Source organism: Roseibium aggregatum IAM 12614, from assembly GCF_000168975.1.
GTDB lineage: Bacteria > Pseudomonadota > Alphaproteobacteria > Rhizobiales > Stappiaceae > Roseibium > Roseibium aggregatum.
This window is the reverse complement of record NZ_AAUW01000003.1, coordinates 262869-284502: the sequence shown is the minus strand read 5'-3', so window position 1 is coordinate 284502 and position 21634 is coordinate 262869. Positions and strand designations below refer to the sequence as shown.

The 21634-nt window shown below is 60.4% G+C and carries 22 protein-coding genes; 6 read left to right on the top strand and 16 right to left on the bottom strand.

Annotation, left to right across the window (positions count from 1 at the left end):
• Positions 1–48: 48 nt before the first annotated feature.
• The 6 genes from SIAM614_RS05805 to SIAM614_RS05780 all read right to left on the bottom strand — a co-directional run bounded on the left by SIAM614_RS05805 (position 49) and on the right by SIAM614_RS05780 (position 4213).
• Positions 49–321, bottom strand: coding sequence for a glycine zipper domain-containing protein (locus tag SIAM614_RS05805; RefSeq protein WP_006932815.1), 273 nt, complete (start codon positions 319–321; stop codon positions 49–51).
• 193 nt (positions 322–514) lie between these two features.
• Positions 515–784 (bottom strand): lipoprotein, encoded by a 270-nt coding sequence (locus SIAM614_RS05800; RefSeq protein WP_006932813.1) that lies wholly within the window; start codon positions 782–784, stop codon positions 515–517.
• Between the two features lie 43 nt (positions 785–827).
• Positions 828–1097: a glycine zipper domain-containing protein gene (locus tag SIAM614_RS05795; protein ID WP_006932811.1), complete on the bottom strand. Its 270-nt coding sequence runs from the start codon at positions 1095–1097 to the stop codon at positions 828–830.
• Positions 1098–1147: 50 nt separating this feature from the next.
• A complete protein-coding gene (locus SIAM614_RS05790; protein ID WP_023000610.1) occupies positions 1148–1417 on the bottom strand; it encodes a glycine zipper domain-containing protein in 270 nt (89 codons plus the stop codon).
• A 232-nt stretch (positions 1418–1649) separates the two neighbouring features.
• On the bottom strand, positions 1650–3272 hold the full coding sequence (gene pgi / locus SIAM614_RS05785) for a glucose-6-phosphate isomerase (RefSeq protein ID WP_040439333.1): 1623 nt from the start codon (positions 3270–3272) through the stop codon (positions 1650–1652).
• 149 nt (positions 3273–3421) lie between these two features.
• Positions 3422–4213: a delta-class carbonic anhydrase gene (locus SIAM614_RS05780; protein WP_006932802.1), complete on the bottom strand. Its 792-nt coding sequence runs from the start codon at positions 4211–4213 to the stop codon at positions 3422–3424.
• A gap of 241 nt (positions 4214–4454) precedes the next feature.
• On the opposite strand from SIAM614_RS05780, the gene SIAM614_RS05775 reads away from it, so the two are divergent.
• The 4 genes from SIAM614_RS05775 (at position 4455) to SIAM614_RS05765 (ending at position 6639) form a co-directional block, all read left to right on the top strand.
• On the top strand, positions 4455–5063 hold the full coding sequence (locus SIAM614_RS05775; protein WP_157139692.1) for a PilZ domain-containing protein: 609 nt from the start codon (positions 4455–4457) through the stop codon (positions 5061–5063).
• A 129-nt stretch (positions 5064–5192) separates the two neighbouring features.
• Complete coding sequence (locus SIAM614_RS31875) at positions 5193–5357, top strand: hypothetical protein (RefSeq protein WP_157139691.1); 165 nt, start codon at positions 5193–5195, stop codon at positions 5355–5357.
• 25 nt (positions 5358–5382) lie between these two features.
• Positions 5383–6234: a PRC-barrel domain-containing protein gene (locus SIAM614_RS05770; RefSeq protein ID WP_040439332.1), complete on the top strand. Its 852-nt coding sequence runs from the start codon at positions 5383–5385 to the stop codon at positions 6232–6234.
• 207 nt (positions 6235–6441) lie between these two features.
• Positions 6442–6639 carry a CsbD family protein gene (locus SIAM614_RS05765; RefSeq protein ID WP_006932799.1) on the top strand — a complete coding sequence of 66 codons (198 nt, stop codon included), beginning with the start codon at positions 6442–6444 and terminating at the stop codon, positions 6637–6639.
• 99 nt (positions 6640–6738) lie between these two features.
• Here the strand turns inward: SIAM614_RS05765 and eda are convergent, their stop codons facing one another.
• The 8 genes from eda to SIAM614_RS05725 all read right to left on the bottom strand — a co-directional run bounded on the left by eda (position 6739) and on the right by SIAM614_RS05725 (position 17433).
• The gene (gene eda / locus SIAM614_RS05760) at positions 6739–7377 is read right to left on the bottom strand and encodes a bifunctional 4-hydroxy-2-oxoglutarate aldolase/2-dehydro-3-deoxy-phosphogluconate aldolase (RefSeq protein WP_040439331.1); all 639 of its coding nucleotides are present in this window, start codon (positions 7375–7377) and stop codon (positions 6739–6741) included.
• Positions 7378–7498: 121 nt separating this feature from the next.
• The gene (edd, locus tag SIAM614_RS05755) at positions 7499–9319 is read right to left on the bottom strand and encodes a phosphogluconate dehydratase (protein WP_006932797.1); all 1821 of its coding nucleotides are present in this window, start codon (positions 9317–9319) and stop codon (positions 7499–7501) included.
• A 139-nt stretch (positions 9320–9458) separates the two neighbouring features.
• Positions 9459–10934: a glucose-6-phosphate dehydrogenase gene (zwf, locus tag SIAM614_RS05750; RefSeq protein ID WP_006932796.1), complete on the bottom strand. Its 1476-nt coding sequence runs from the start codon at positions 10932–10934 to the stop codon at positions 9459–9461.
• 98 nt (positions 10935–11032) lie between these two features.
• Positions 11033–11980 (bottom strand): carbohydrate kinase family protein, encoded by a 948-nt coding sequence (locus SIAM614_RS05745; protein WP_006932795.1) that lies wholly within the window; start codon positions 11978–11980, stop codon positions 11033–11035.
• A gap of 1152 nt (positions 11981–13132) precedes the next feature.
• The gene (locus SIAM614_RS05740; protein ID WP_006932794.1) at positions 13133–13930 is read right to left on the bottom strand and encodes an ATP-binding cassette domain-containing protein; all 798 of its coding nucleotides are present in this window, start codon (positions 13928–13930) and stop codon (positions 13133–13135) included.
• A complete protein-coding gene (locus tag SIAM614_RS05735; protein ID WP_006932793.1) occupies positions 13906–14988 on the bottom strand; it encodes an ABC transporter permease in 1083 nt (360 codons plus the stop codon). Before SIAM614_RS05735 ends, SIAM614_RS05740 begins: the two co-directional genes overlap by 25 nt.
• 81 nt (positions 14989–15069) lie before the next feature.
• A complete protein-coding gene (locus SIAM614_RS05730; protein WP_006932791.1) occupies positions 15070–16086 on the bottom strand; it encodes a sugar ABC transporter substrate-binding protein in 1017 nt (338 codons plus the stop codon).
• Between the two features lie 24 nt (positions 16087–16110).
• Positions 16111–17433: an ROK family transcriptional regulator gene (locus SIAM614_RS05725; RefSeq protein ID WP_040439329.1), complete on the bottom strand. Its 1323-nt coding sequence runs from the start codon at positions 17431–17433 to the stop codon at positions 16111–16113.
• Between the two features lie 364 nt (positions 17434–17797).
• Between SIAM614_RS05725 and ade the strand changes: the two genes are divergently transcribed.
• Positions 17798–19519 carry an adenine deaminase gene (gene ade, locus SIAM614_RS05720; protein ID WP_006932788.1) on the top strand — a complete coding sequence of 574 codons (1722 nt, stop codon included), beginning with the start codon at positions 17798–17800 and terminating at the stop codon, positions 19517–19519.
• 9 nt (positions 19520–19528) lie between these two features.
• On the opposite strand, the gene SIAM614_RS05715 is transcribed toward ade, so the two are convergent.
• Complete coding sequence (locus SIAM614_RS05715) at positions 19529–20062, bottom strand: hypothetical protein (RefSeq protein ID WP_006932786.1); 534 nt, start codon at positions 20060–20062, stop codon at positions 19529–19531.
• A 77-nt stretch (positions 20063–20139) separates the two neighbouring features.
• On the bottom strand, positions 20140–20304 hold the full coding sequence (locus tag SIAM614_RS31870) for a hypothetical protein (protein WP_157139689.1): 165 nt from the start codon (positions 20302–20304) through the stop codon (positions 20140–20142).
• On the opposite strand from SIAM614_RS31870, the gene SIAM614_RS05710 reads away from it, so the two are divergent.
• Positions 20294–21451, top strand: a complete 1158-nt coding sequence (locus SIAM614_RS05710; RefSeq protein ID WP_006932785.1) for an AAA family ATPase — start codon at positions 20294–20296, stop codon at positions 21449–21451. The two genes, SIAM614_RS31870 and SIAM614_RS05710, sit on opposite strands and share 11 nt — an antisense overlap.
• Positions 21452–21634: the final 183 nt, after the last annotated feature.

Genomic DNA, 21634 nt, shown 5'->3' with positions numbered 1-21634 from the left:
GCAGGGATGGCGCGCGAAATTGACCTGTTTGTCAGGCGCAGAGGCTGCTTACGGGCAGCGCACCTTGTAGGGCGTGCCCTGTTCATCCGTGGCTATGCAGTTGCGCGGGGTAGTGACGACGCCGATAAGGCCACCTCCGACGGCACCGAGCGCGGCGCCGGCAAGGGTCGCATTCACTGTCGAACCGGCAACTGCGCCAATCGTGGCTCCGGTTGCTGCGCCGAGACCTGCCCCGATCAGCATTCTGTCCCGTTGACTTTCGGTGTTGGCGCAGCCTGTCAGCACAATGGCGAGACTTGCGGCTGCAAGGACAGATCTCATCCAGAACCCCTTGGCGAAAAAATGCGTCCGGTAAGGGTGGCGATCTATGGTTAACAGTTTCTTACCAAGGCGGGTTTATCCAAGGCAGATCATGAAAGCAAAACGGCCATGCCCTTGAAATCACGGGCATGGCCGGTATCAGTCGCAAAGTGTGGTCGCTCCCGTCTGCAGTAAGGCAAGGGAACTGCAGACGTTACGGGCAGGCGACTCGATATGGGTTGCCATAGCGGTCGTGTGCCACGCAGTTCTTTGGGGTGGTCGCAGCGCCGATCACGGCACCACCTGCGGCACCGATGGCGGCGCCAGCAAGAACCGGAGCAGCACCGGCACCGGCAGCAGCGCCGACAATGGCACCGGTTGCGGCACCAAGGCCGCCGCCAACCAGCGCACGGTCTCTCTGGCTGCTCGATTGACAACCAGCAAGGGCAGCGGCTGCGAGGGCCACCAGCAGGATCTTTTTCATTTCGTAAACCTGTGAAGACCTGACTGGCTCAGGTCAATTGAGATCAGGGGCAGGCGACGCGATACGGGTTGCCATACCGGTCATAGGCGACGCAGTTCTTGGGCGTCGTTGCAGACCCGACGATGGCACCGCCTGCTGCACCGATTGCCGCACCGGCGAGTGCCGGGCCGACGCCGTTACCGGCGGCGGCACCGATCACGGCACCGGTTGCCGCGCCGAGACCACCGCCAACCAGCGCACGGTCTCTTTGACTGTCAGACTGACACCCTGCCAGAAATGCGGCCGAAGCGGCAATCAGAAGGAGTTTCTTCATAGTTTTCTTCCCAACGGTATCGTACCGAAACGAAAAAGGATCGCTCTCTGTTACGGGCAAGCGACCCGGTATGGATTGCCGTAGCGGTCGTAAGCGACGCAGTTCTTCGGTGTCGTCGCGCTGCCAACGATGGCACCACCGGCCGCACCGATTGCACCACCAACCAGCGCACCGCCGACATCGCCGGTTGCCGCAGCACCGATTGCTGCACCGGTTGCCGCGCCAAGACCGCCGCCTACGAGGGCTCGGTCGCGCTGGCTATCCGATTGGCAGCCCGCCAGGGCAAGGCCAACTGCTGCGAGCAGAACGAGTTTTTTCATGAAATCAGTCTCCCTCTCGGACCGCATCCACGGCGGGTCGAATGTATAAAATCTTTCCAAGCCTAAGCTGCTTTGCACGTTGGGGCAATCTCTGTTTGCGACAGCAAGCCCTTCTTTATCGTGAATCGCAAGAAGAGTTCTTCAACGATGTGAACCAGATAGGGTCGCTTGGGCAAAATTATGACGAGATCGCCTCACCTTTTAACGCGTAAACGAATGTCTGGTTCCCAAATCAACTTTTCAGGGCGGCAAGCAAGCCTTTGGTGGAGGCGTCCTTGGATTCCGCGGAGACTTCGCCCTTGACCATCGGCAGTAGAGCGGTGGCCAGCTCCTTGCCCAATTCCACGCCCCACTGGTCGAACGAGTTGATTCCCCAGATGGCGCCTTCGACGAAAACCCGGTGTTCGTAAAGGGCGATCAGGCGGCCGAGCGCGAAGGGCGTCAACTGGTCGTAGACCAGGGTTATCGACGGCCTGTCGCCCGGAAAGACCTTGTGCGGTGCCAGACGGTCCACTTCGCTTGAAGCCATACCGGACGCGCTGAGCAGGGCCTTTGCCTCTTCAAGCGTCCGGCCCAGCATCAGGGCTTCGGACTGGGCCAGACAGTTTGCGACCAGAAGATCATGATGGTGCTTCAGGTCTTCCTCATGGCCGTTTGCGGCGATCAGAAATTCACAGGGTATGACGGTCGTGCCCTGATGCAGCAGCTGGTAAAACGCATGCTGACCATTGGTGCCGGGTTCACCCCAGACAAGCGGTCCGGTTTCCTGCGTCACGGGGCTGCCGTCCAGCTTCACGCGCTTGCCGTTCGATTCCATGTCGAGCTGCTGCAGATAGGCAGGCAGGCGCGACAGGCGCTGGTCGTAGGGTAGGACGGCGCGGGTGGAATAGCCCAGCACATCGCGGTTCCAGACGCCGACCAAAGCCATCAGTACCGGCAGGTTCTGCTCAAGCGGGGTTTCTGCGAAGTGGGTGTCCATCGCGTGGGCGCCGGACAGGAAGTCTGTGAAGGCATCCGGTCCGATGGCGATCATCAGGGGTAGACCGATGGCCGACCAGACGGAATAGCGCCCGCCGACCCAGTCCCAGAAACCGAAGACGCGGCTCTCATCGATGCCGAAGGCTGCGACCTTGTCGAGCGCCGTCGAAACGGCGGCGAAGTGGTCGCCGACAGCGTCTTCCCCAAGTGCGCCGGCGATCCATTTGCGCGCGGTCTGCGCGTTCGTCATGGTTTCGATAGTGGTGAAGGTCTTGGAGGCGACGATGATCAGCGTCGTGGCCGGGTCGAGTTTTTCCAGCGTATCGGCAATATGGGCGCCGTCGACGTTCGAGACGTAGTGCAGCTCGGGGCCGTCATGGTAAGGGCTCAGGGCAATGGTGGTCATGACCGGCCCGAGATCCGAGCCGCCAATGCCGATGTTAACGACATCGGTGAACGCATCGCCGGTGGAAGACGTCAGGTCGCCGGAGCGGACGGCTTCGGCAAAATCGGCCATGGCCGCCAGAACCGCCCGCACATCGGGCATCACATCTTCACCGTCGACCAGTACCGGCTGGTCGGACTGGTTGCGCAGGGCCGTGTGCAGAACGGCCCGCTGTTCGGTGCCATTGATCTTTTCGCCGGCAAACATGGCCGCACGTTTGCCTTCCACATCTGCGGCGCGAGCAAGGCCGATGAGCAGGTCGAGCGCCTTGGCGTCGATCCGGGACTTGGAGTAGTCGAGCAACAGGTCGTCTGTTTTGGCGGAGAACGTCTCGAACCGAGCGGGGTCGGCTGCAAAGAGTTGCCGAAGAGATGTGCCTTCCAATTGTTCCGCGTGCTGGTTGAGAGCCTCAAATGCTGCTTCTAGCGCCATGAACAATCCTCTTAAATCGATTTAGCGGCCTGGTTACGCGCCCGTTGCGCAGGGCATCCATTAACATACCCATCCATCGAGCGGGAGAGGAAATTCTGGAGCAGGCGCCGCCGGAAACGCAGAGGAGGTTGCCGGCGGCGGAGGGCCGGTCAGTTGGCGATCGGGGCCAGCAATTCAGGCGCGGTGACCAGTTGGCGGACGCCGTGGGAATAGTCTTCCTTGAAGACATTGCCTTGTTCCGCCCAGGCGTTGAGCGAGTTGATATCCAGCTTGGCACATTGCGGTTTCACGCTCCAGGTCACTTGCAGCGGAGAACAGGTTGACTGTGTGTAGCTGGGGCCTGTCGTCGACCCGATGAAGGTGACGGGTGTGCCCGTTCCCTCCGGCAGGGCCTTGGGCTGGTGCAGGCCATTCACGATGTTACCGTCGTAGGCGAAGTCGAGAAAATTCAGGGCGTCTGCATCGTTCACCACCAGGAAGACCTGCGCTTCGACCCGAAGCTGCGGGTTGGCGCAGGCATCACTCAGGCAGGAGCCGAGGCCCTTGCCGGGTGTGGCGTTGCAGGAAGTGTAGACCCAGTGGACTTCAATCGTGTCGCCGGGCTTCACTCCCTTGAAGGCTGAGCTGGCAGGTGCCTTCAGCTCGGCCTCAGTCAGCTCGGCGGTTTCATTACACTGATAGCCGCCATGTTCGCCGTCACCGGCAAAAACGGTAAAGCCTGGGCCTTTGTGTTCGGCATTCGTGTGCGTGTGGATGTTGCACAGGTTCAATTTGTCGGCGGACGGTGCAATCGAGACCGAGGATGTGTTCAACCCGGCGGTCTGGGTGATGTCGCGTGGCGTTTGAGGGCCGAAGCCCTGGCACAATTCTTCTGCATGTGCTTGCGCCAGAAAACCAATGCTTGCGGCAGCCGCAAATGCCAGTCCGATAAGTTTTGCCATGGGAAACTCCTGCGTAAGGGGGGCAAGGCAGGTCGAGGGGCGCCCATGGCAAAAGAGCTGCACGAATGGGCGTGGACTACCTAAGCGCGCTTTTGATGCGCTCGCCAATAGGAAAATTTGCTCATGTTGCCTGGGCGGTGAAAGCCACTATGTGAAAACCTGGCGGAAAACAGCGCCAATTTAACCTGGAAACGGCATTGTTTTAAGTGAAATGAAAGTTTCCTGAAGGTAAACCGAATCTATGAGTTCCGAGAACAAATTACATGGTTTGGCCCATCTGCTCGATCAACCGGATGCCGAGGAAGAAGTCCTCGTGGTTGATTTCGACAATCTGTCGGTGATCAACGCCGTTGCGTCAAATGTCAGCGAATGGGGTTTTCGGTTGACCTCGCCGGACATCGGCGAACTCTATAAAAATATCGGTATCCGTCCCAAGGACGCGGCAAAGCTTTTCAAGGCCCATGTTACGTCCGTAAAAGGCAGTGACGCGGCGGTCGTCTTCTCCAAGAACGAAACATCCGTTTCGGACAAGCGCCGGGAAAAGCGGAACAACGTCAGCATTCCGGTCAAGATCGCAGACTTCGACGGAATTACGGAAATCAGTGGCACGATTGTCGATGCAGGCAAGAACGGTTGCCGGATAACCGCCAAGGGATTGACGGCGCTTCCCGAGGAAGTGCTGCTGACGATGAGGAAATTCGACAGGGCGGTTGTTGCCGAATTTGCGTGGCGCAACGACACCTCGGCCGGGTTGCGTCTTCTGTGGGACAGGACGCTCGAGCAGGATGACGAGGACGGCGAGAGCGACGACGATACCGACGTGGACTCGGAAGAGCAGCAGGACGCCTGACCTGACCTGACCTGACCTGATCTTGTCAGCCTGACCTGGGCGTTCTCTCACCAGGGCTTTCCATCTCACTTGCCTGCAAACGAGTGCCCTGCGGAGCGAATATCTGACCCCAAATGGAGAAGCTGTATCTTGAGCGCCGGTCTCCAGCGGAGTGCCGTGCATGATCCACTGGCGTTTGCAAAGGGGATGCTCGATTTTTTAAAAAATAGTTTTTTGACCGGAACTTCTTTTGTGCTCGGTGGTTCTCACAGTAACTGTCTCATCAACAGAAATACTGATGTTGCTGGCGTGTGAAATAAATGTGAGAGGATATAACATTATGAAACGGATTATCACCGCTACCGCTATGTCCTTGATGCTGACAACATCAATTTACGCGGCTGAACAAGTAAAAGCGCTGCAAACATACAAGTATACGGATGCAGCCGCTACCAGCGAATTTCTTGCTTCCGATCTGATCGGCATGCGTATCTACTCTGTCGAGGAGAACTACGACCGGTTCAGCGACGAGTATCAGGCGCGGGCCGATGAAGAAAAGGAATGGGACGACATCGGCGAAGTCGATGATGTCATCCTCAGCTTCGACGGCTCGGTGAAGGCAGTCGTTCTGGGTGTCGGCGGCTTCATCGGAATTGGCGAGAAGGATATCGCCCTGCCGATGGATCAGCTCAAGGTGGTTCGCGAGCAGGATGACGCCGAGAGCTTCTTCCTGGTGGTCAACGCCAACAAGGACGTTCTGACCAGCGCCGAAGCCTATGAAAACCCGAACCGTTCTTCAGAACCTTCTGAAGCCACCAAAATGGCCGACTCGAACGCCGAAGGCAGTGCTGCAAGCCGCCCGATGCTGCCGCGTGCAGACGTTGAGCGCGAAGGCTACAAGGAAGCTGTCATTTCCGAACTGACTGCGGAAGATCTTCAGGAAGCGAGTGTCTATGACGCCAATGACGAAGACATCGGCGAAATCGACCAGCTCGTGATCTCCGAAGACGGTCAGATCCAGAAGGTGGTCATGGACATCGGCGGCTTCCTGGGTATCGGCGAAAAGCCGGTCGCCATGACGTTCGACGAACTGCAGATCATCCGTGAAGATAGCGGCGACGACCTGCGTATCTACGTGGGTGCCACCAAGGAGCAGCTTGAAGCGCTGCCGACTTACGAAGCGGCTCAATAATCCAAGCCCTGGCTGCCTGGGCAATCCGTTCATGCAGCCAGGCCAATCGCCCAAACAGGCGATTTCCCAACCGGGGCTGATGCGGAGGCACTTCCGGACAGGTGGTTCGAATGCCGCTGTCAGGACGTTGAGACCCTGCAGCCCCGCAACAACCGACCGGAGCAAGTGGAAACCATTTGACCGGCGGCTCATCAAAGGAGAAGCGACATGAATTGGGATATCATCGAAGGCAACTGGAAACAGGTTAAAGGTAAGGCCCAGGAACAGTGGGGCAAGCTTACCAAAGACGATCTGGACCGGATCGAAGGCAATCGCGATCAGCTTGCCGGCAAGATCCAGGAGCTCTACGGCAAGTCGCGCGAAGAAGCAGAGCGCGAAGTCGATGAGTGGGCAAGCCGCCACTAATCGTCGTACAGATGAAAAAGAGCCGGGCGATCTGTCGCCCGGCTCTTTTCGTTTGTAAACGGCATTCCGGCCGCCTGCTGCCCGGAGACTGCTCGCTATTCAGATCTTGAGCGCCGCTGCTGCCTTTGCGCGTGCTTCGATCCCGGACCAGTCGTCCGCTGCAATTGCCTTGGCATCCGCAATCCAGGAACCGCCAACGCAGAGAACGTTCGGCAGTTTCAGATAGTCCGGAGCCTTGTCGAGGCTGACGCCGCCTGTGGGGCAGAACTTGGCCGCGGCCAGAGGCGAGGACAGGGACTTGAGATAAGACGCGCCGCCTGCCTGTTCGGCCGGGAAGAATTTCAACCGCTCATAGCCGCGCTCCAGCAGGAACATGACTTCCGAAGCGGTCGCTGCGCCCGGAAGCAGCGGCACGCTGTGCTGGTCGGCGGCATCCAGGAGGTTTGCGGTCGCGCCAGGCGAGACGATGAAGCGGGCACCGGCAGAAACGGCGGCGTCATATTGCTTGCCGTCCAGCACAGTCCCGGCGCCGACAATTGCGCCTTCCACGTGTTCGTTGACGGCGTTGATCGCTTCCAGGGCATGAGCCGTGCGCAGCGTGATCTCGATGGCCGGAAGGCCGCCGCGCACAAGCGCCTCGGCCATGGGAACGGCCTTCTTGGGATCTTCCACGATCAGCACCGGGATCACCGGTGCCGCGCACATTACCTTCTCGATCTTTTCAATGTCCTGGGCCATGTCGCCTCCAAAATCTCTTTCTTGTCGCGCCTGCATCTGCCACAGCCGAAGCGGATCGCAAAATCTATCGTGCCAAATTCACCTGGCCGGTCCGGTCATCTCACCGGTCTGGGCCTGATCCTTACTCACCGAACACATGTGCGCCAGTGTCGGCCGTGCCGACAGCACTGCGGAAGGCGGCGAACAGGTCCCGGCCGGTGCCGAAGTGGCTCTCGCTCAGATCCGCTTCGGCCAGCGGCCGGGCGTTGAATTCGGCTTCATCAACCAGCACTTCCAGCGTTCCGGCGACGGCATCGACGCGGATCATGTCGCCGTCGCGGATCCGGGCGATGGGGCCTCCGGCAGCCGCTTCCGGGGTCACGTGGATTGCCGCCGGCACCTTGCCGGACGCACCGGACATGCGGCCGTCGGTGATCAGGGCGACCTTGTGGCCGCGGTCCTGCAGGATGCCAAGGCACGGCGTCAGCTTGTGCAGCTCGGGCATGCCGATGGCCTTCGGGCCCTGGAACCGGACCACGGCAGCAACGTCTCCGGTCAGTTCCTTGTTGTTGAAGGCGGTCAGGAAGTCGTTCTGGTCGTGGAAGACGCGGGCAGGGGCCTCGATGATGTGACGTTCCTTGGCAACCGCCGAGATCTTGATGACAGCCTTGCCCATGTTGCCGGTCAGCATCTTCAGCCCGCCGGTCGGCTGGAAGGCCTTGGAGACGGGTGCCAGCACCGTCTCATCCCCGGATGCCTCAGGCACTTCCTCACGGCGGACGTTGCCGTCGGCATCGAGTTTCGCTTCCACGGTGTAGCCCGACAGGTCGGTGCCGTAGACGGTCTTCACATCCCGGTGCAGATAGCCTTCGCCCAACAGTTCGCGGATCAGGAAGGCGAGGCCACCAGCGGCCTGGAAGTGGTTCACGTCGGCCTTGCCGTTCGGATAGACGCGGGCGAGAAGCGGCACGACGTCGGACAGGTCGGAAATATCGTCCCAGGTCAGCTTGATGCCGGCAGCTGCTGCAATTGCCACCAGATGCATGGTGTGGTTGGTGGACCCGCCAGTTGCGTGCAGGCCGACGACGCCGTTGACGATCGCCTTTTCGCTGATGACTTCCCCTGCCGGCGTGAACTCGTTGCCGAGCGCGGAAATCGCGATAGCGCGTTTGGCAGCTTCCCGGGTCAGGGCGTCGCGCAGCGGTGTGCCCGGATTGACGAAGGATGCGCCCGGCATATGCAGGCCCATGATCTCCATCAGCATCTGGTTGGAATTGGCCGTGCCGTAGAAGGTGCAGGTGCCCGGCGAATGGTAGGCACGGGATTCACTTTCCAGAAGGGCATCGCGGCCGACCTTGCCTTCGGCATAGAGCTGGCGGATCTTCGACTTCTCGTCGTTGGAGATGCCGGTCGGCATCGGGCCGGCCGGGACGAATACGGCCGGCAGATGGCCGAAGGAGAGGGCGGCGATCGCAAGGCCGGGTACGATCTTGTCGCAGATGCCGAGAAAGACCGCGGCATCGAACATCTGGTGCGACAGGCCGACGGCGGCGGCCATTGCGATCACATCGCGGGAAAACAGGGACAGTTCCATGCCGTCCTGGCCCTGGGTGACACCGTCACACATGGCTGGAACACCCCCGGCCACCTGCGCGACCGCGCCGACGTCATGGGCGGCTTCGCGGATCAGGGCCGGGTAGGTTTCATAGGGCTGATGGGCCGACAGCATGTCGTTGTAGGAGGTGATGATGCCGAGGTTCGGCACCACGTCGCCGGAAAGAGCTTGCTTGTCGGACAGGCCACAGGCGGCAAAGCCGTGCGCAAGGTTGCCACAGGACAGGCGCGAGCGCTGGGGACCCTTTTCGGCCGCCTTGCCGATCCGGTCCAGATATCTTGAGCGGCTGTCGTGACTGCGTTTGACGATCCGTTCGGTGACGTCGCCAATGCGATCCTGGATGGTCATCGTTTCAAATCCTTTGCTAGCCGCGCCGCGGCCTGGCTGGGTCTATGTCCGGTAACATAGGGCATTGCGGCAGACACGCCGCTCTCTAATCGATTTAAGAGGCCGGAAACGCGCAAGGCCGGGCCTTGCGCGAGAGGTGTCAGGTGCCGTCGTCTTCGGCCCAGGTGCGGCCATCGCGCTCCACCAGCGCGATAGAGGCGGACGGGCCCCAGGTGCCGGCGGTGTAGCCTTTCGGCGTTTCCTTGGAGGCTGCCCATGCGGCCTGGATGGGATCGATCCATGCCCAGGCGGCGTCGACTTCGTCGCGGCGCATGAACAGGGTCTGGTTGCCACGGATGACGTCCATGATCAGGCGTTCGTAGGCATCCGGGTTGCGGACCTTGAAGGCTTCGGCAAAACTCATGTCGAGCGGGACCTGGCGCAAACGCATGCCACCGGGGCCAGGGTCCTTGATCATGATCTGCATCTGCACGCCTTCATCCGGCTGCAGGCGGATGATCAGCCGGTTGGCGGTGATGGCGCCGGCTTCCGCGTCGAAGATCGAATGGGGGATCGGGCGGAACTGGACGACAATTTCCGATACCCGCTGCGCCAGGCGCTTGCCGGTGCGCAGATAGAAGGGCACGCCCGCCCACCGCCAGTTGGCGATTTCCGCCTTCAGGGCAACGAAGGTTTCCGTGCGGCTTTCGGTATTGCCGAGTTCTTCCAGATACCCTGGAACCGCGCCGCCGGCGGAAGCGCCCGCACGGTACTGGCCGCGTACGGTCAGCTTGTCGATGCTCTGCTCCTCGATCGGCGCAAGCGCCTTCAGGACCTTCAGCTTTTCGTCGCGCACGCTGTCGGCGTTCATGCTCTCCGGCGGCTCCATTGCCACCAGGCAAAGCAACTGCAGAATGTGGTTCTGCACCATGTCACGCAGCGCGCCCGCCGTGTCGTAGTAACCGGCGCGGCCACCGGTGCCGAGCGACTCGGCCACGGTGATCTGGACATGGTCGATATGGGCCGCGTTCCAAAGGGGCTCGAACAGGGCATTGGCGAAGCGCAGGGCCATCAGGTTCTGCACCGTCTCCTTGCCGAGGTAGTGGTCGATACGGAAAATCTGATCTTCGTTGAAGACGGCACCGACAGTGTCGTTGAGTGCCCTGGCAGATGCGCCGTCCTTGCCGATGGGCTTTTCCATGACAACGCGGGAATGGTCGTTGACGACACCGATGCGGCCGAGGTTCTCGCAGATCGTGCCGAAGAGGTCCGGACCGACAGCAAGATAGAAGGCGCGGATGACGTCGGGGCGTTCATCCAGAACTGTTCTCAGGTCCTCGAAGCCTTCACCCGTGGCAATGTCGATCTTGACGTAGCGCAGGCGCTTCAGGAACTGCTGCAGATGCTCGTCTTCCAGATCCTTGACGTGTTCTTCCAGCGCTGCCTTGGCATAGTCGCGATAATCGTCGTCTGAATAGTCCCGCCGGGCGCTGCAGATGATGCGGGCATTGTCCGGCATCTGGCCGTCCGCATCACGGTGGTAAAGGGCAGGCAGAAGCTTGCGATGGGCAAGGTCTCCGGAGGCTCCGAAAACGACGAGGTCGAATTCTTCAACTTCAATGACGCGTACCGCCATAAACACATCCCTTCTCACAGCTGCCAGTCCGATTGGCCGCACCAGCCAGGACCGTTTTCGACTGCCTTTTAAATCGATTTAATTCTCTTGTCAGCCCCTCATTTCAGGGCCGACCATTCTTTTTCCAGTTCGCTCCTGCGCGGCAGATCGGCTCCGCGCCGGGAGCAGGTTATGGCCGCAGCCCCGACGGCGAAATCAAGAAGACGATTTAGCTGGCCGGCGTCAAGGGCCGCAAGAGAGTCGCGGCTGGTTGCGCCCAGATGCTTCAGTCCGGCAAGGAGGGACGCCTGAAAGGTGTCGCCCGCGCCGACCGTGTCTTCAACCGCAACCTTGACGCCCGGACGGCTGACTTCAACGCCCTTGGCAAATGCGGTCGCACCATCGCCGCCACGGGTGACGATCACCAGCGACGCACCCATGCCGAGCCAGGAACGCGCAATGGTCTCGACAGGTTCGCCCGGCGCGATGAGCGCAAGGTCTTCGTCGGAGACTTTGACGACGTCCGTCAACGGCACAAGACTTTCGGTGTTGCGGCGCCAGAGCGCCATGTCCGGCACCACGGTCGGGCGGATGTTCGGGTCGAAGGAGATCAGCGTATGGGCGCGTTCACGTTCGATCAATGCCTTGAAGGCATCCGAAACAGGCTCGACAAGCGCGGTGTAGGAGCCGATGTGCAGAAACAGCGGCGGTTCGTCGAAATCGGGCAGGTCGTCCACTGTCACCATTCGGTCGGCTGCGTTTTCACCGTAGAACGTATAGGCCGGAGAGCCGTGTTCGTCCTTCTGGACGAGGCTCAGTGTGGTCAGGTAGTCGGTCCGCAGGATATAGCGTTCGGAAACACCTTCACTGCGGAGCTTCTGGACCAGACGCTCGCCAAGCGCATCCCTTGAGATGCCACCGAAAAAGCCGGCGTCCTCTTCAAGGCGCGCCAGCCCCATGGCCACGTTGAAGGGCGATCCGCCGATACGGGCATCGAAGGAAACACTGTCGCCTGAACCGGCTTCCCCAAAGAGGTCGAACAGCGCTTCACCGCAAATCAAAAACATATGTGTTCCGGTCTTTTGTCGTTTGTCAGGACCTGCTCCAGCGGCAGGTTTGTGACTGTCTATCATTCCCGGCAGCGGTCGTTCAAACCACCCCCCACATCCTGAGGATGGCCTGTGGCCCGTTTCGAAGTATGGGCCACAGGCGCTGATTTTGCCGCCCATCCTTCGAGACGAACCTGTCGGTTCTCCTCAGGATGAGGGGTTGGGTGGGCGGCGCCGGATAAAGGTGCCGTCCGCTTCTTTCTTGTTCCAACGAAGCCGCCGATGGCGCTCGTTGAATGTCTCGTCTTCGACCCCGCAGCGGCTCACCAATCCACCACCTCATCCTGAGGAGGGACAGGGCCTGTCTCGAAGGATGGGCCGCAGGCGCTGAACTTGACGCCCATCCTTCGAGACGAACCTGTCGGTTCTCCTCAGGATGAGGGTTTGGGTGGGCGGCGCCGGATAAAGGTGCCGTCCGCTTCTTTCTTGTTCCAACGAGGTCGCCAATGGCGCTCGTTGAATGTCTCGTCTTCGACCCCGCAGCGGCTTACCAATCCACCGCCTCATCCTGAGGAGGGCCAGGGCCCGTCTCGAAGGATGGGCCACAGGCGCTGAATTTGCCGCCCATCCTTCGAGACGAACCTTTCGGTTCTCCTCAGGATGAGAGTGTGGGTGGGAGGGGGCTGAACCCGGTGTCTCCCGTTCCCTTAATGGTTCCAACGAGGCTCGCCAACGGCCCTCGTTGAATGTGTCTTCTCTGACCCCACAGCGGCTCACCAATCCACCACCTCATCCTGAGGAGGGCCAGGGCCCGTCTCGAAGGATGGGCCACAGACGCTGAATTTGCCGCCCATCCTTCGAGACGAACCTCTCGGTTCTCCTCAGGATGAGAGTGTGGGTGGGAGGGGGCTGAACCCGGTGTCTCCCGTTCCCTTAATGGTTCCAACGAGGCTCGCCAACGGCCCTCGTTGAATGTGTCTTCTCTGACCCCACAGCGGCTCACCAATCCACCACCTCATCCTGAGGAGGGCCAGGGGCCCGTCTCGAAGGATGGGCCACAGGCGCTGAACTTGCCGCCCATCCTTCGAGACGAACCTGTCGGTTCTCCTCAGGATGAGGTCCCGTGTGCGCGGCGCCGGATAAAGGTGCCGTCCGTTTTTCGTTCCAACCTTAAGCCGCCATGCTGTCGGGCGGGTCCATGGCTCCGGTCATGATCGCTACCGCATCGGACATGGTAAAGTCCGACGGTTTGATGACACAGGCACGACTGCCCAGGCGATGGATGTGGATACGGTCGGCGACCTCGAACACATGGGGCATGTTGTGACTGATCAGCACGATGGGCAAGCCCCTTGCCCTGACGTCCTTGATCAGCTCCAGAACGCGCCGGCTTTCCTTGACGCCGAGAGCGGCGGTCGGTTCGTCCATGATCACGACCTTGGACCCGAAGGCGGCCGCCCTTGCCACGGCCACCCCCTGGCGCTGACCGCCGGAAAGGGTTTCGACGGCCTGGTTGATGTTCTGAATGGTCAGGAGCCCCAGTTCGTTCAGCTTCTCGCGGGCGATCTCTTCCATCTTCTTGCGGTCCAGCTGGCGCAGCCAGGTGCCCCGGAAGCCGGGTTTCTTTATCTCGCGGCCCATGAACATGTTGTCGGTGATCGACAGGGCAGGGGACATGGCCAGGGTCTGGTAGACCGTCTCGATCCCGGCTTCGCGGGCGTCGATGGGCGAGGTGAAATGAACGGGCTTGCCATCCAGCAGGATTTCTCCGCCGTCCGGTTGCACCGCGCCGCTGAGCGCCTTGATCAGGGTGGACTTGCCGGCCCCGTTGTCCCCGATCACGGCGAGGATCTCGCCGGGATAGAGTTCGAAATCGGCCCGGTCCATGGCCACGACACGGCCGTAGCGCTTGACCAGTTTACGTGCTTGCAGGACAGGTTCCATCACACAGATACCTTTCTGATCCATTGGTCGATCGCGACCGCACCGATGATGAGAATGCCGATCAGCAGATAGGTCCACTGGGCATCCGCGCCGAGCAGGCGAAGGCTGAGCGTGAACACGCCGACGATGAGCGCACCGAACAGGGTGCCGAGGACGGAGCCGCGACCGCCGAAGAGCGAGATGCCGCCGATCACCACAGCCGTGATGGATTCGATGTTGGCGAGCTGGCCGGTGGTCGGAGAGACCGAACCGATGCGGCCGATCATGGCCCAGCCGGCAAAGGCGCAGATGAGGCCGGACAGCATGTAGACCGAAATCAGCACCTTCTTCACCTGAACGCCTGAAAGCTGTGCCGCCTCCGGATCGTCGCCGACGGCGTAGACATGCCGGCCCCAGGCCGTCTGTCGCAGCGCGTAGGCCAGAACCATCACCAGAACCACCATGAAGATGACACCGTAGGTGAAGATGGCCCCGCCCACATTGACCTTGTTTCCGAAGAACTGAAGCAGTGGCGCGACCTCGGCAATTTCCTGCGAGCGGATGGTTTCGTTGGCCGAGTACAGGAAGTTGGTGGCCAGAACGATCTGCCACATGCCGAGTGTCACGATGAAGGGCGGCAGCTTGACGATGGCGACAAGGAAGCCGTTGAGATAGCCGCACAAGGTGCCGCAGATCAGGCCACAGACGATGGATATCTCCACCGGCAGACCGTAGCGGAAGGTGAACTGCCCCATGACGACGGAGGACAGCACCATGATGGCGCCGACCGAGAGGTCGATGCCGGCAGTCAGGATAACGATGCTCTGAGCTGCCGCCACGATGCCGACGATCTGGACCTGCTGCAGGATCAGCGTCAGCGCGAAGGGGGAGAACAGTTTCGATCCGAGCAAAAGCCCGAAAACGACAAGGGAGATTACCAGCACGATCAGCGGAACCAGTGATGGGGTCTGGTGCAGCGTGTGCTGAATTTTGTGCCCGATCCCATGACGTTGGTCATCGAATGAGGCGACGGCCTGCGGTCCGGAGGCTACCGCGGATTCATAATTCGCCGGCCCCTTTGCCGGTTTGCTTTCTAAGGTCATGCCCGTTTAACCTTCTCTACGCCGGTTTTGAAAAAAGGGGCAAGGTTGCCCATGCCCCTTTTGGTCTTGCGTGGAGGTGCCTTAGCCCCAGCAGAGATCCATACCCTTGGCGGTGTCGATGGATTCGACGCCTTCAACCGGCTTGTCGGTCACGAGGGCGACACCGGTGTCGAAGAAATCCTTGCCTTCGGTCGGCGCCGGCTTGGTGCCATTGTCGGCCCAGGCCTTGATGGCCTCGATGCCGAGGGAAGCCATCAGCAGCGGATACTGCTGGGAGGTTGCGCCGATGACACCGTCCTTGACGTTCTGAACGCCCGGGCAGCCACCGTCGACAGAGACGATCAGCACGTCGTTTTCGCGGCCGATCGACTTCAACGCTTCGTAAGCGCCGGCTGCTGCCGGTTCGTTGATCGTGTAGACCACGTTGACCATCGGATCCTTGGCAAGCAGGTTTTCCATGGCCTTGCGGCCGCCTTCCTCGTTGCCTGCGGTCACGTCGTTGCCGACGATGCGCGGATCGGTTTCGTCACCCCATTTGTTCGGGTCGCCTAGTTCGATGCCGAAGCCCTGCAGGAAGCCCTGGTCGCGCAGCACGCCGACGGTCGGCTGGCTGATGCCGAGGTCGAGCATGGCGATCTTGGCATTGGCAGCCTCGTCACCCAGGCTGGCCGCGGCCCATTGGCCGATCAGCTCACCCGCCTTGAAGTTGTCGGTGGCGAAGGTCGCGTCGGCTGCGTCGATGGGATCGAGCGGCGTATCGAGTGCAATCACCAGAAGGCCGGCGTCGCGGGCCTGCTTGACAGCGGGCACGATGGACGACGTGTCGGATGCGGTCAGCAGGATGCCCTTGGCACCGTCGGCAATGCAGGTTTCAATAGCTGCCACCTGGGTTTCGTGATCGCCGTCGACCTTGCCTGCGAAGGACTTCAGCTCGATGCCGAGTTCCTCGGCCTTGGCGGTGGCGCCTTCCTTCATTTTCACGAAGAACGGGTTGGTGTCCGTCTTGGTGATGAGGCAGGCCGAGACATCTGCTGCGGCTGCCGGAGCGGCAGCCATGGCAGCGAGAACGGAACCGGTCGCGAGTAGTTTGCGGATCATTTGCGTTTTTCCTCCCTGGCCAATTCAGGTTGAACGGTTGGGTGTGGCCAGATGTGACCCCAACCGTGCTGCCCGTGCCGGAAAGCTGGCTCGATCTTCCGAGCTGCCAGCCCCGGCGGGTCCGGTGTCTTTCCCGCCGGTCAGGATTGCTGCCCTGGGCGAGAAATTGAAGAATTGCGGCAGGCTGGCAGCGCCGATAGCGCCAGCGTCATGGCCAAAGCTGCCGATTTCGATGTCTGGTGATAGCCGTTTCTCCGGCGCGGCCTTTTCGACGGCCTTTCTCAGCGCAGTGCGGAAGCTTTCCGGGAAGGGACCGCCGAGGTCGCTGTCGAGAACGACCAGCGGAACATCCAGAAGCGCGTAGGCCGAGCGCAGGGCAAGCGCGAGCGCCTCGGCGCAGTCTTCCAGCCATTCGGTGTATTTCGGGTCACCGGTTTCCACTGCATGCTGAATGTCGGAGCGATTGAGTTTCGCGAAATCCGTCGGCGACATGTGCCGGGCGAGAGCCACCAGCGAGGCGCGCGTCAGCAGCAGGTCCCAGGAATTGCGCGCCTTGGGAGCTGTCGACAGCGTGCTCGGCGGAACGGGGATCATGGCGACGTCGCCAGCATTGCCGGACACGCCCCTCACGACATCCCCTTTCAGGATCAGGCCGCCGCCAATTGCCGGTCCGAGGAACAGATAGACGAAATTGTCGTTTTGCCGGCCCAGCCCGTAAAAGAGTTCGGCCACAGCCGCCGCCGTGCCGTCATTCTCGCTGAACACGGGCAGGCCGGTGGCTTGCTCAAGGGCTTCGGCAAGATCGAAATCTTCCCACTTCATGAAGTCGGCCTGGGGCAGGCCGAGTTCATGCAGCCAGGCGCCGAGGTTGAAGGGTTGTGCCAGGCCGATGCCGGTGATGCGGGATTGGTCTTCCTCACTCAGGTTCTGACGCAGAATTTCCAGATCGTCCTTCAGGATTTCCAGCGCCTGCTCGGGAGCCGGCAGGATCATGTCGTGCAGCCGGCGTCCGATGAGCTGGCCGGAAAAATCCATCAGCACCGTTTCCATGTTGGTACGGTCCAGTCGCACGCCGAAGGAATAGGCGCCTCGCGGCGCGAGCCGGAGGATGGTGGCCGGTTGTCCGCGGCTGCCATCGTGGCGCTTGCCCGCTTCGACAATCAGCCCTTCCTCGATGAGATTCTGGATGATGGCGCCAATGGCGGCGTTGGTGAGCTGCACCGCACGGGCGAGTTCCGCCTTGGATGCTTCGCCGGCCCGCCGAAGGATCTGAAGTACGATGCGCTCGTTATACCGGCGCAATTGCGCGGAATTCGAACCACGGCCGCTTTTACGCGTGTCCTCCACCGGTGTTGCTCCTCCCCAGGAACTGCCTGCTCTTGTCGGCGGCATCATAATAACTAAGTGTGATGAAATTATTCGTTCAATTGACGCTGCTGTCAATCGCTATTTGTTTTGCAGTGCACGTTTTCCGTATCGTGGCGCGGTAAGTTGCTGCGCAATAACACGAAAAAATTTGACCTGCCCCGGTAACAAATTTGCAGAAAGTCTCGTAACGGCAGTTTTCTGCTGCCAACTCGGGCTCGGCGGCGGATGGCCATTGGCTTTCCTGCTCTTTCGGGCAGGGACATCCTACCACAGCTTCGCGAAATCGTTGCCGGAGCGTTCAACATCCGTATTGTCGGGGATGGACGAGAATCGGAGACAATAAATGCCGGCCACACACGACGAAGCGTTTCTGGAACGGGCGATTGCCGCTGGAGCAGGGGAGCGCCCTGCCGATCTGGTGATAAAAAATGTTAGCCTGTTCAGCGTTGTCGACGGATCTACGGTCGAAACGGATATTGCGATCGTCGGTGACAGGATTGTCGGCACGCACGGGCAGTATGAGGCAGCGGAGACCATCGACGGCAGCGGACTGACCGCCGTTCCCGGCTTCATCGACACGCATCTTCATGTGGAATCGTCTCTGGTCACACCGTTCGAGTTTGACCGCTGCGTGCTGCCGCACGGTGTCACCACCGCCATTTGCGATCCGCATGAGATCGCAAATGTGCTGGGTGCCGAAGGGATACGCTATTTCCTGGACAGTTCGCTGGAAACGGTGATGGACCTCAGGGTCAACCTGTCGTCCTGCGTTCCTGCAACGGCTTTCGAAACAGCGGGGGCCTGTCTGGAAATCGAGGACCTGCTGCCGTTCCGCGATCATCCAAGTGTGATCGGCCTTGCGGAATTCATGAATTTTCCAGGTGTGCTTGCGCGCGATCCCAAGGTGCTGGCAAAGCTTGCCGCCTTTCAGGACGGCCATATCGACGGCCATGCGCCTCTGCTTCAGGGCATCGGCCTCAACGGTTATCTGGCCGCAGGCATTCGCACCGATCATGAGGCAACTTCCGCGGATGAGGCGCTGGAAAAGCTCGCCAAGGGCATGACGATCCTGATGCGCGAAGGCTCCGTCTCAAAGGACCTGGAAGCGCTGGCCCCGATCCTGACACCGGATGTTTCCGCGTTCGTCGCGTTATGCACGGACGACCGCAACCCGCTGGATATCGCCGAAGAGGGCCATCTCGACAGCATGATCCGCCGCCTGATCGCCAAGGGCATTCGTCCGCTTGATGCCTATCGGGCCGCAAGCTGGTCGGCGGCCAATGCCTTCGGCCTGAAAGACAAGGGCGTGATCGCGCCGGGCAAGCGCGCAGACATCGTGCTATTGAGCGACTTTGCCGATTGCCGCGTGGCGCAAGTGATCTGCGGCGGCGTTCAGGCGACGGACGCGGCCTTTGCAAGAAGAACCATCGTCCCGCCGGTTGGCCTCGACAGCGTGCATGTCGGCGAGGTCACCGCGTCAAAGTTCGACGTTCCGGCGCGCAACAGCGAGGCCGACGTCATCGGCGTGGTGCCGGGCAGGATCATCACCGAACACCTTAAACGCACCCTGCCGGTGACCGGCGGCAAGACGCTGGCCGATCTTGACCAGGATGTGCTGAAGGTCGCCGTCGTCGAACGGCACAAGGGCACGGGCAACATCGGCCTCGGGTTCGTCAATGGTTTCGGCATGAAACAGGGCGCAATTGCTTCGTCCGTCGGCCATGACAGCCACAACATCTGCGTGGTTGGCGCGGACGAGGAAGCCATGGCCCACGCGGTCAACCGGGTGATCGCCATGAAGGGCGGATTTGCGGTTGCCGACAAGGGCGGGGTGAAGGCCGAGCTCGCCCTGCCGCTGGCGGGACTGATGAGCCTCGAACCGTTCGAAACGGTGAAGGAGGAGCTGGAGCACCTGCGCGCCGCCGCCAAGGATCTCGGCTGCACGCTGGCCGAACCGTTCCTTCAGGTCGCCTTCCTGCCGTTGCCGGTCATTCCGCATCTGAAGATCACCGATTTTGGCGTCTTCGATGTCAACAAGTTCGAACTGATCGATCAGGGGAGTTGATGCGCGCCTTCAGTACCGGTGCAATCCTGTTCGAAAACGTGCCCACTTCCGTGCGGCTCGCAACGCAAGGACCAAGAGGATAGCTCCGGCAACAAGGGACCAGAGCAGGATCTGGCTGTCGAGAGAGAACCTGTCCAAACTGCGGGTGGGATAGGCAATCTTCGGATTGAGCGGCAAATAAGTGACGTTCAGAGCCCCGTCTGTCTCTCGGATGAGCTCCTGAGGCTTTATCCTGAAATTCAGAGTTTCAACCGGTGCGTCCTCAGGCTTGATTTCAACGACGATTCTTTCATCTTGCCAGGCTGTGATGTTCTTTAAAGTGTTCCGGCTATTGGAACGAAGATGCCTCGAACCATCGTCCCTGTCGTCGATAATGACGACAACCTTGCCGGGGGTGGTTTCGCCAAAGCCTTTTAAAAGCCAGTACTTCAAGCCGCTGTCGTGGTGGAAATAAATTGTGATCGCGACAGCGCAGGCCGCAAAAAACAGGATGGCCAGGTTAAGCGCGTGGCTGTCTTCGACCGCTTCTTTCGGGTTATACAAAGGCAACACCTTTCATTCGAGCATTGCACCAGGATATGCATCTAGAAGTAGCATGACGCAATTCCTCAAGACAAAAATCAATGGGCCTGGCTCGCTCCAGCTTTCGGAATGCGCACGTCCCCTTCCTGCCGCTGACGGTCAATACGCACCTGAAGATCACCAATTTCGGCGTCTTCGACGTCAACAAGTTCGAACTGGTGGATCAGGAACGCAGAAACAGGTCTTTGGACGATGATCCTCACTCTTGCCGTTTCCGGATACCGCTCGCTGCGCGACATCGTCTTGCCGCTCGACCGAATCACTCTGGTGACGGGTGCGAACGGCAGCGGCAAATCGAGCCTTTACCGGTCGATCCGTTTGCTGGCGGAAGTCTCGCAAGGCCAGGCGATAGCCTCGCTGGCGGCAGAAGGTGGCCTTAATTCGACGCTCTGGGCCGGCCCGGAAGCTTTCTCCCGCGCCATGAAACAGGGCGAGGTGCCGGTTCAGGGAACCGTGCGCAAGGGCATGGTCAGTCTGAAGCTGGGCTTTGCCGATGAGGACTACGGCTATGCGATAGATCTCGGTCTGCCGGCTGATGCCGGGCGTTCGCTGTTTTCCATGGATCCGGAAATCAAGGCCGAGGCCCTGTGGGCCGGCGAAGCCTTGTCCCGCTCGAACGAGATTGCAGCCAGAAACGGCCCGACGGTACGGGTTCTCAATGCCCAGGGGCAACGCATACCGGTTTTCCAGAACCTTGCCCGCTTCGACAGCATGATGACCCATGCCGCCGATCCGAACGACGGGCTGGAACTTCTGGTCCTGCGCGAACGCATGCGCGCCTGGCGTTTTTATGATCATCTGCGCACCGACAGGGACGCTCCCGCGCGGTTCCCCAAGATCGGGACACGGACACCTGTTTTGAGCGGGGATGGTGGGGATCTGGCAGCCGCTCTCCAGACCATCCTGGAAATTGGCGACGAGCGCGCACTGGAAGAGGCAATCGACGATGCTTTTCCAGGAGCTTCCATCCGGATATCGGTCAATGACGGCTATTTTGAATTGCTGATGCAGCAGAAGGGTCTGTTGCGGGAGCTGCGGGCCAGCGAACTGTCTGACGGCACGCTTCGGTATCTGTTGTTGACTGCGGCGTTGTTATCGCCGCGCCCGGCACCTCTGGTGGTGCTGAACGAGCCTGAGACAAGTCTCCATCCGGCATTGCTGCAACCTCTCGCCCGGCTGATCGCGCGGGCCGCGGAAAAGACGCAGGTGATCGTCGTTTCCCATGCGGAAGAACTGGTGTCCGAGCTGTCGGCGGAAGCAGGCTGCATGCGCTACAATCTACGCAAGGACCTTGGCGAGACGGTTGTGGATAGTGTCGATACACCCCGGTGGAGCTGGCCGAAGAGATAAACCGCCTTCCGGTGACGGCCTTGATAAGTTTTTGATTTGACGGCTCTATTGCCAATTTCCTCAGCAGGCTTATCTTAACCGTATGGTTCTTCGCGCGCAAAAAATGACCAGGTGTCGTTACGTCGCGAGTTGACGTGAACGGAAGGTTGCGTCATGTCAGGAAAGACCCAAAGAGGTGGCGCC

What these genes read in the sequence shown, in the direction of transcription:
- SIAM614_RS05805 (WP_006932815.1), bottom strand. Translation starts at nt 321, where the DNA reads ATGAGATCTGTCCTTGCAGCCGCAAGTCTCGCCATTGTGCTGACAGGC.
- SIAM614_RS05800 (WP_006932813.1), bottom strand. Translation starts at nt 784, where the DNA reads ATGAAAAAGATCCTGCTGGTGGCCCTCGCAGCCGCTGCCCTTGCTGGT.
- SIAM614_RS05795 (WP_006932811.1), bottom strand. Translation starts at nt 1,097, where the DNA reads ATGAAGAAACTCCTTCTGATTGCCGCTTCGGCCGCATTTCTGGCAGGG.
- SIAM614_RS05790 (WP_023000610.1), bottom strand. Translation starts at nt 1,417, where the DNA reads ATGAAAAAACTCGTTCTGCTCGCAGCAGTTGGCCTTGCCCTGGCGGGC.
- pgi (WP_040439333.1), bottom strand. Translation starts at nt 3,272, where the DNA reads ATGGCGCTAGAAGCAGCATTTGAGGCTCTCAACCAGCACGCGGAACAA.
- SIAM614_RS05780 (WP_006932802.1), bottom strand. Translation starts at nt 4,213, where the DNA reads ATGGCAAAACTTATCGGACTGGCATTTGCGGCTGCCGCAAGCATTGGT.
- SIAM614_RS05775 (WP_157139692.1), top strand. Translation starts at nt 4,455, where the DNA reads ATGAGTTCCGAGAACAAATTACATGGTTTGGCCCATCTGCTCGATCAA.
- SIAM614_RS05770 (WP_040439332.1), top strand. Translation starts at nt 5,383, where the DNA reads ATGAAACGGATTATCACCGCTACCGCTATGTCCTTGATGCTGACAACA.
- SIAM614_RS05765 (WP_006932799.1), top strand. Translation starts at nt 6,442, where the DNA reads ATGAATTGGGATATCATCGAAGGCAACTGGAAACAGGTTAAAGGTAAG.
- eda (WP_040439331.1), bottom strand. Translation starts at nt 7,377, where the DNA reads ATGGCCCAGGACATTGAAAAGATCGAGAAGGTAATGTGCGCGGCACCG.
- edd (WP_006932797.1), bottom strand. Translation starts at nt 9,319, where the DNA reads ATGACCATCCAGGATCGCATTGGCGACGTCACCGAACGGATCGTCAAA.
- zwf (WP_006932796.1), bottom strand. Translation starts at nt 10,934, where the DNA reads ATGGCGGTACGCGTCATTGAAGTTGAAGAATTCGACCTCGTCGTTTTC.
- SIAM614_RS05745 (WP_006932795.1), bottom strand. Translation starts at nt 11,980, where the DNA reads ATGTTTTTGATTTGCGGTGAAGCGCTGTTCGACCTCTTTGGGGAAGCC.
- SIAM614_RS05740 (WP_006932794.1), bottom strand. Translation starts at nt 13,930, where the DNA reads ATGGATCAGAAAGGTATCTGTGTGATGGAACCTGTCCTGCAAGCACGT.
- SIAM614_RS05735 (WP_006932793.1), bottom strand. Translation starts at nt 14,988, where the DNA reads ATGACCTTAGAAAGCAAACCGGCAAAGGGGCCGGCGAATTATGAATCC.
- SIAM614_RS05730 (WP_006932791.1), bottom strand. Translation starts at nt 16,086, where the DNA reads ATGATCCGCAAACTACTCGCGACCGGTTCCGTTCTCGCTGCCATGGCT.
- ade (WP_006932788.1), top strand. Translation starts at nt 17,798, where the DNA reads ATGCCGGCCACACACGACGAAGCGTTTCTGGAACGGGCGATTGCCGCT.
- SIAM614_RS05710 (WP_006932785.1), top strand. Translation starts at nt 20,294, where the DNA reads ATGATCCTCACTCTTGCCGTTTCCGGATACCGCTCGCTGCGCGACATC.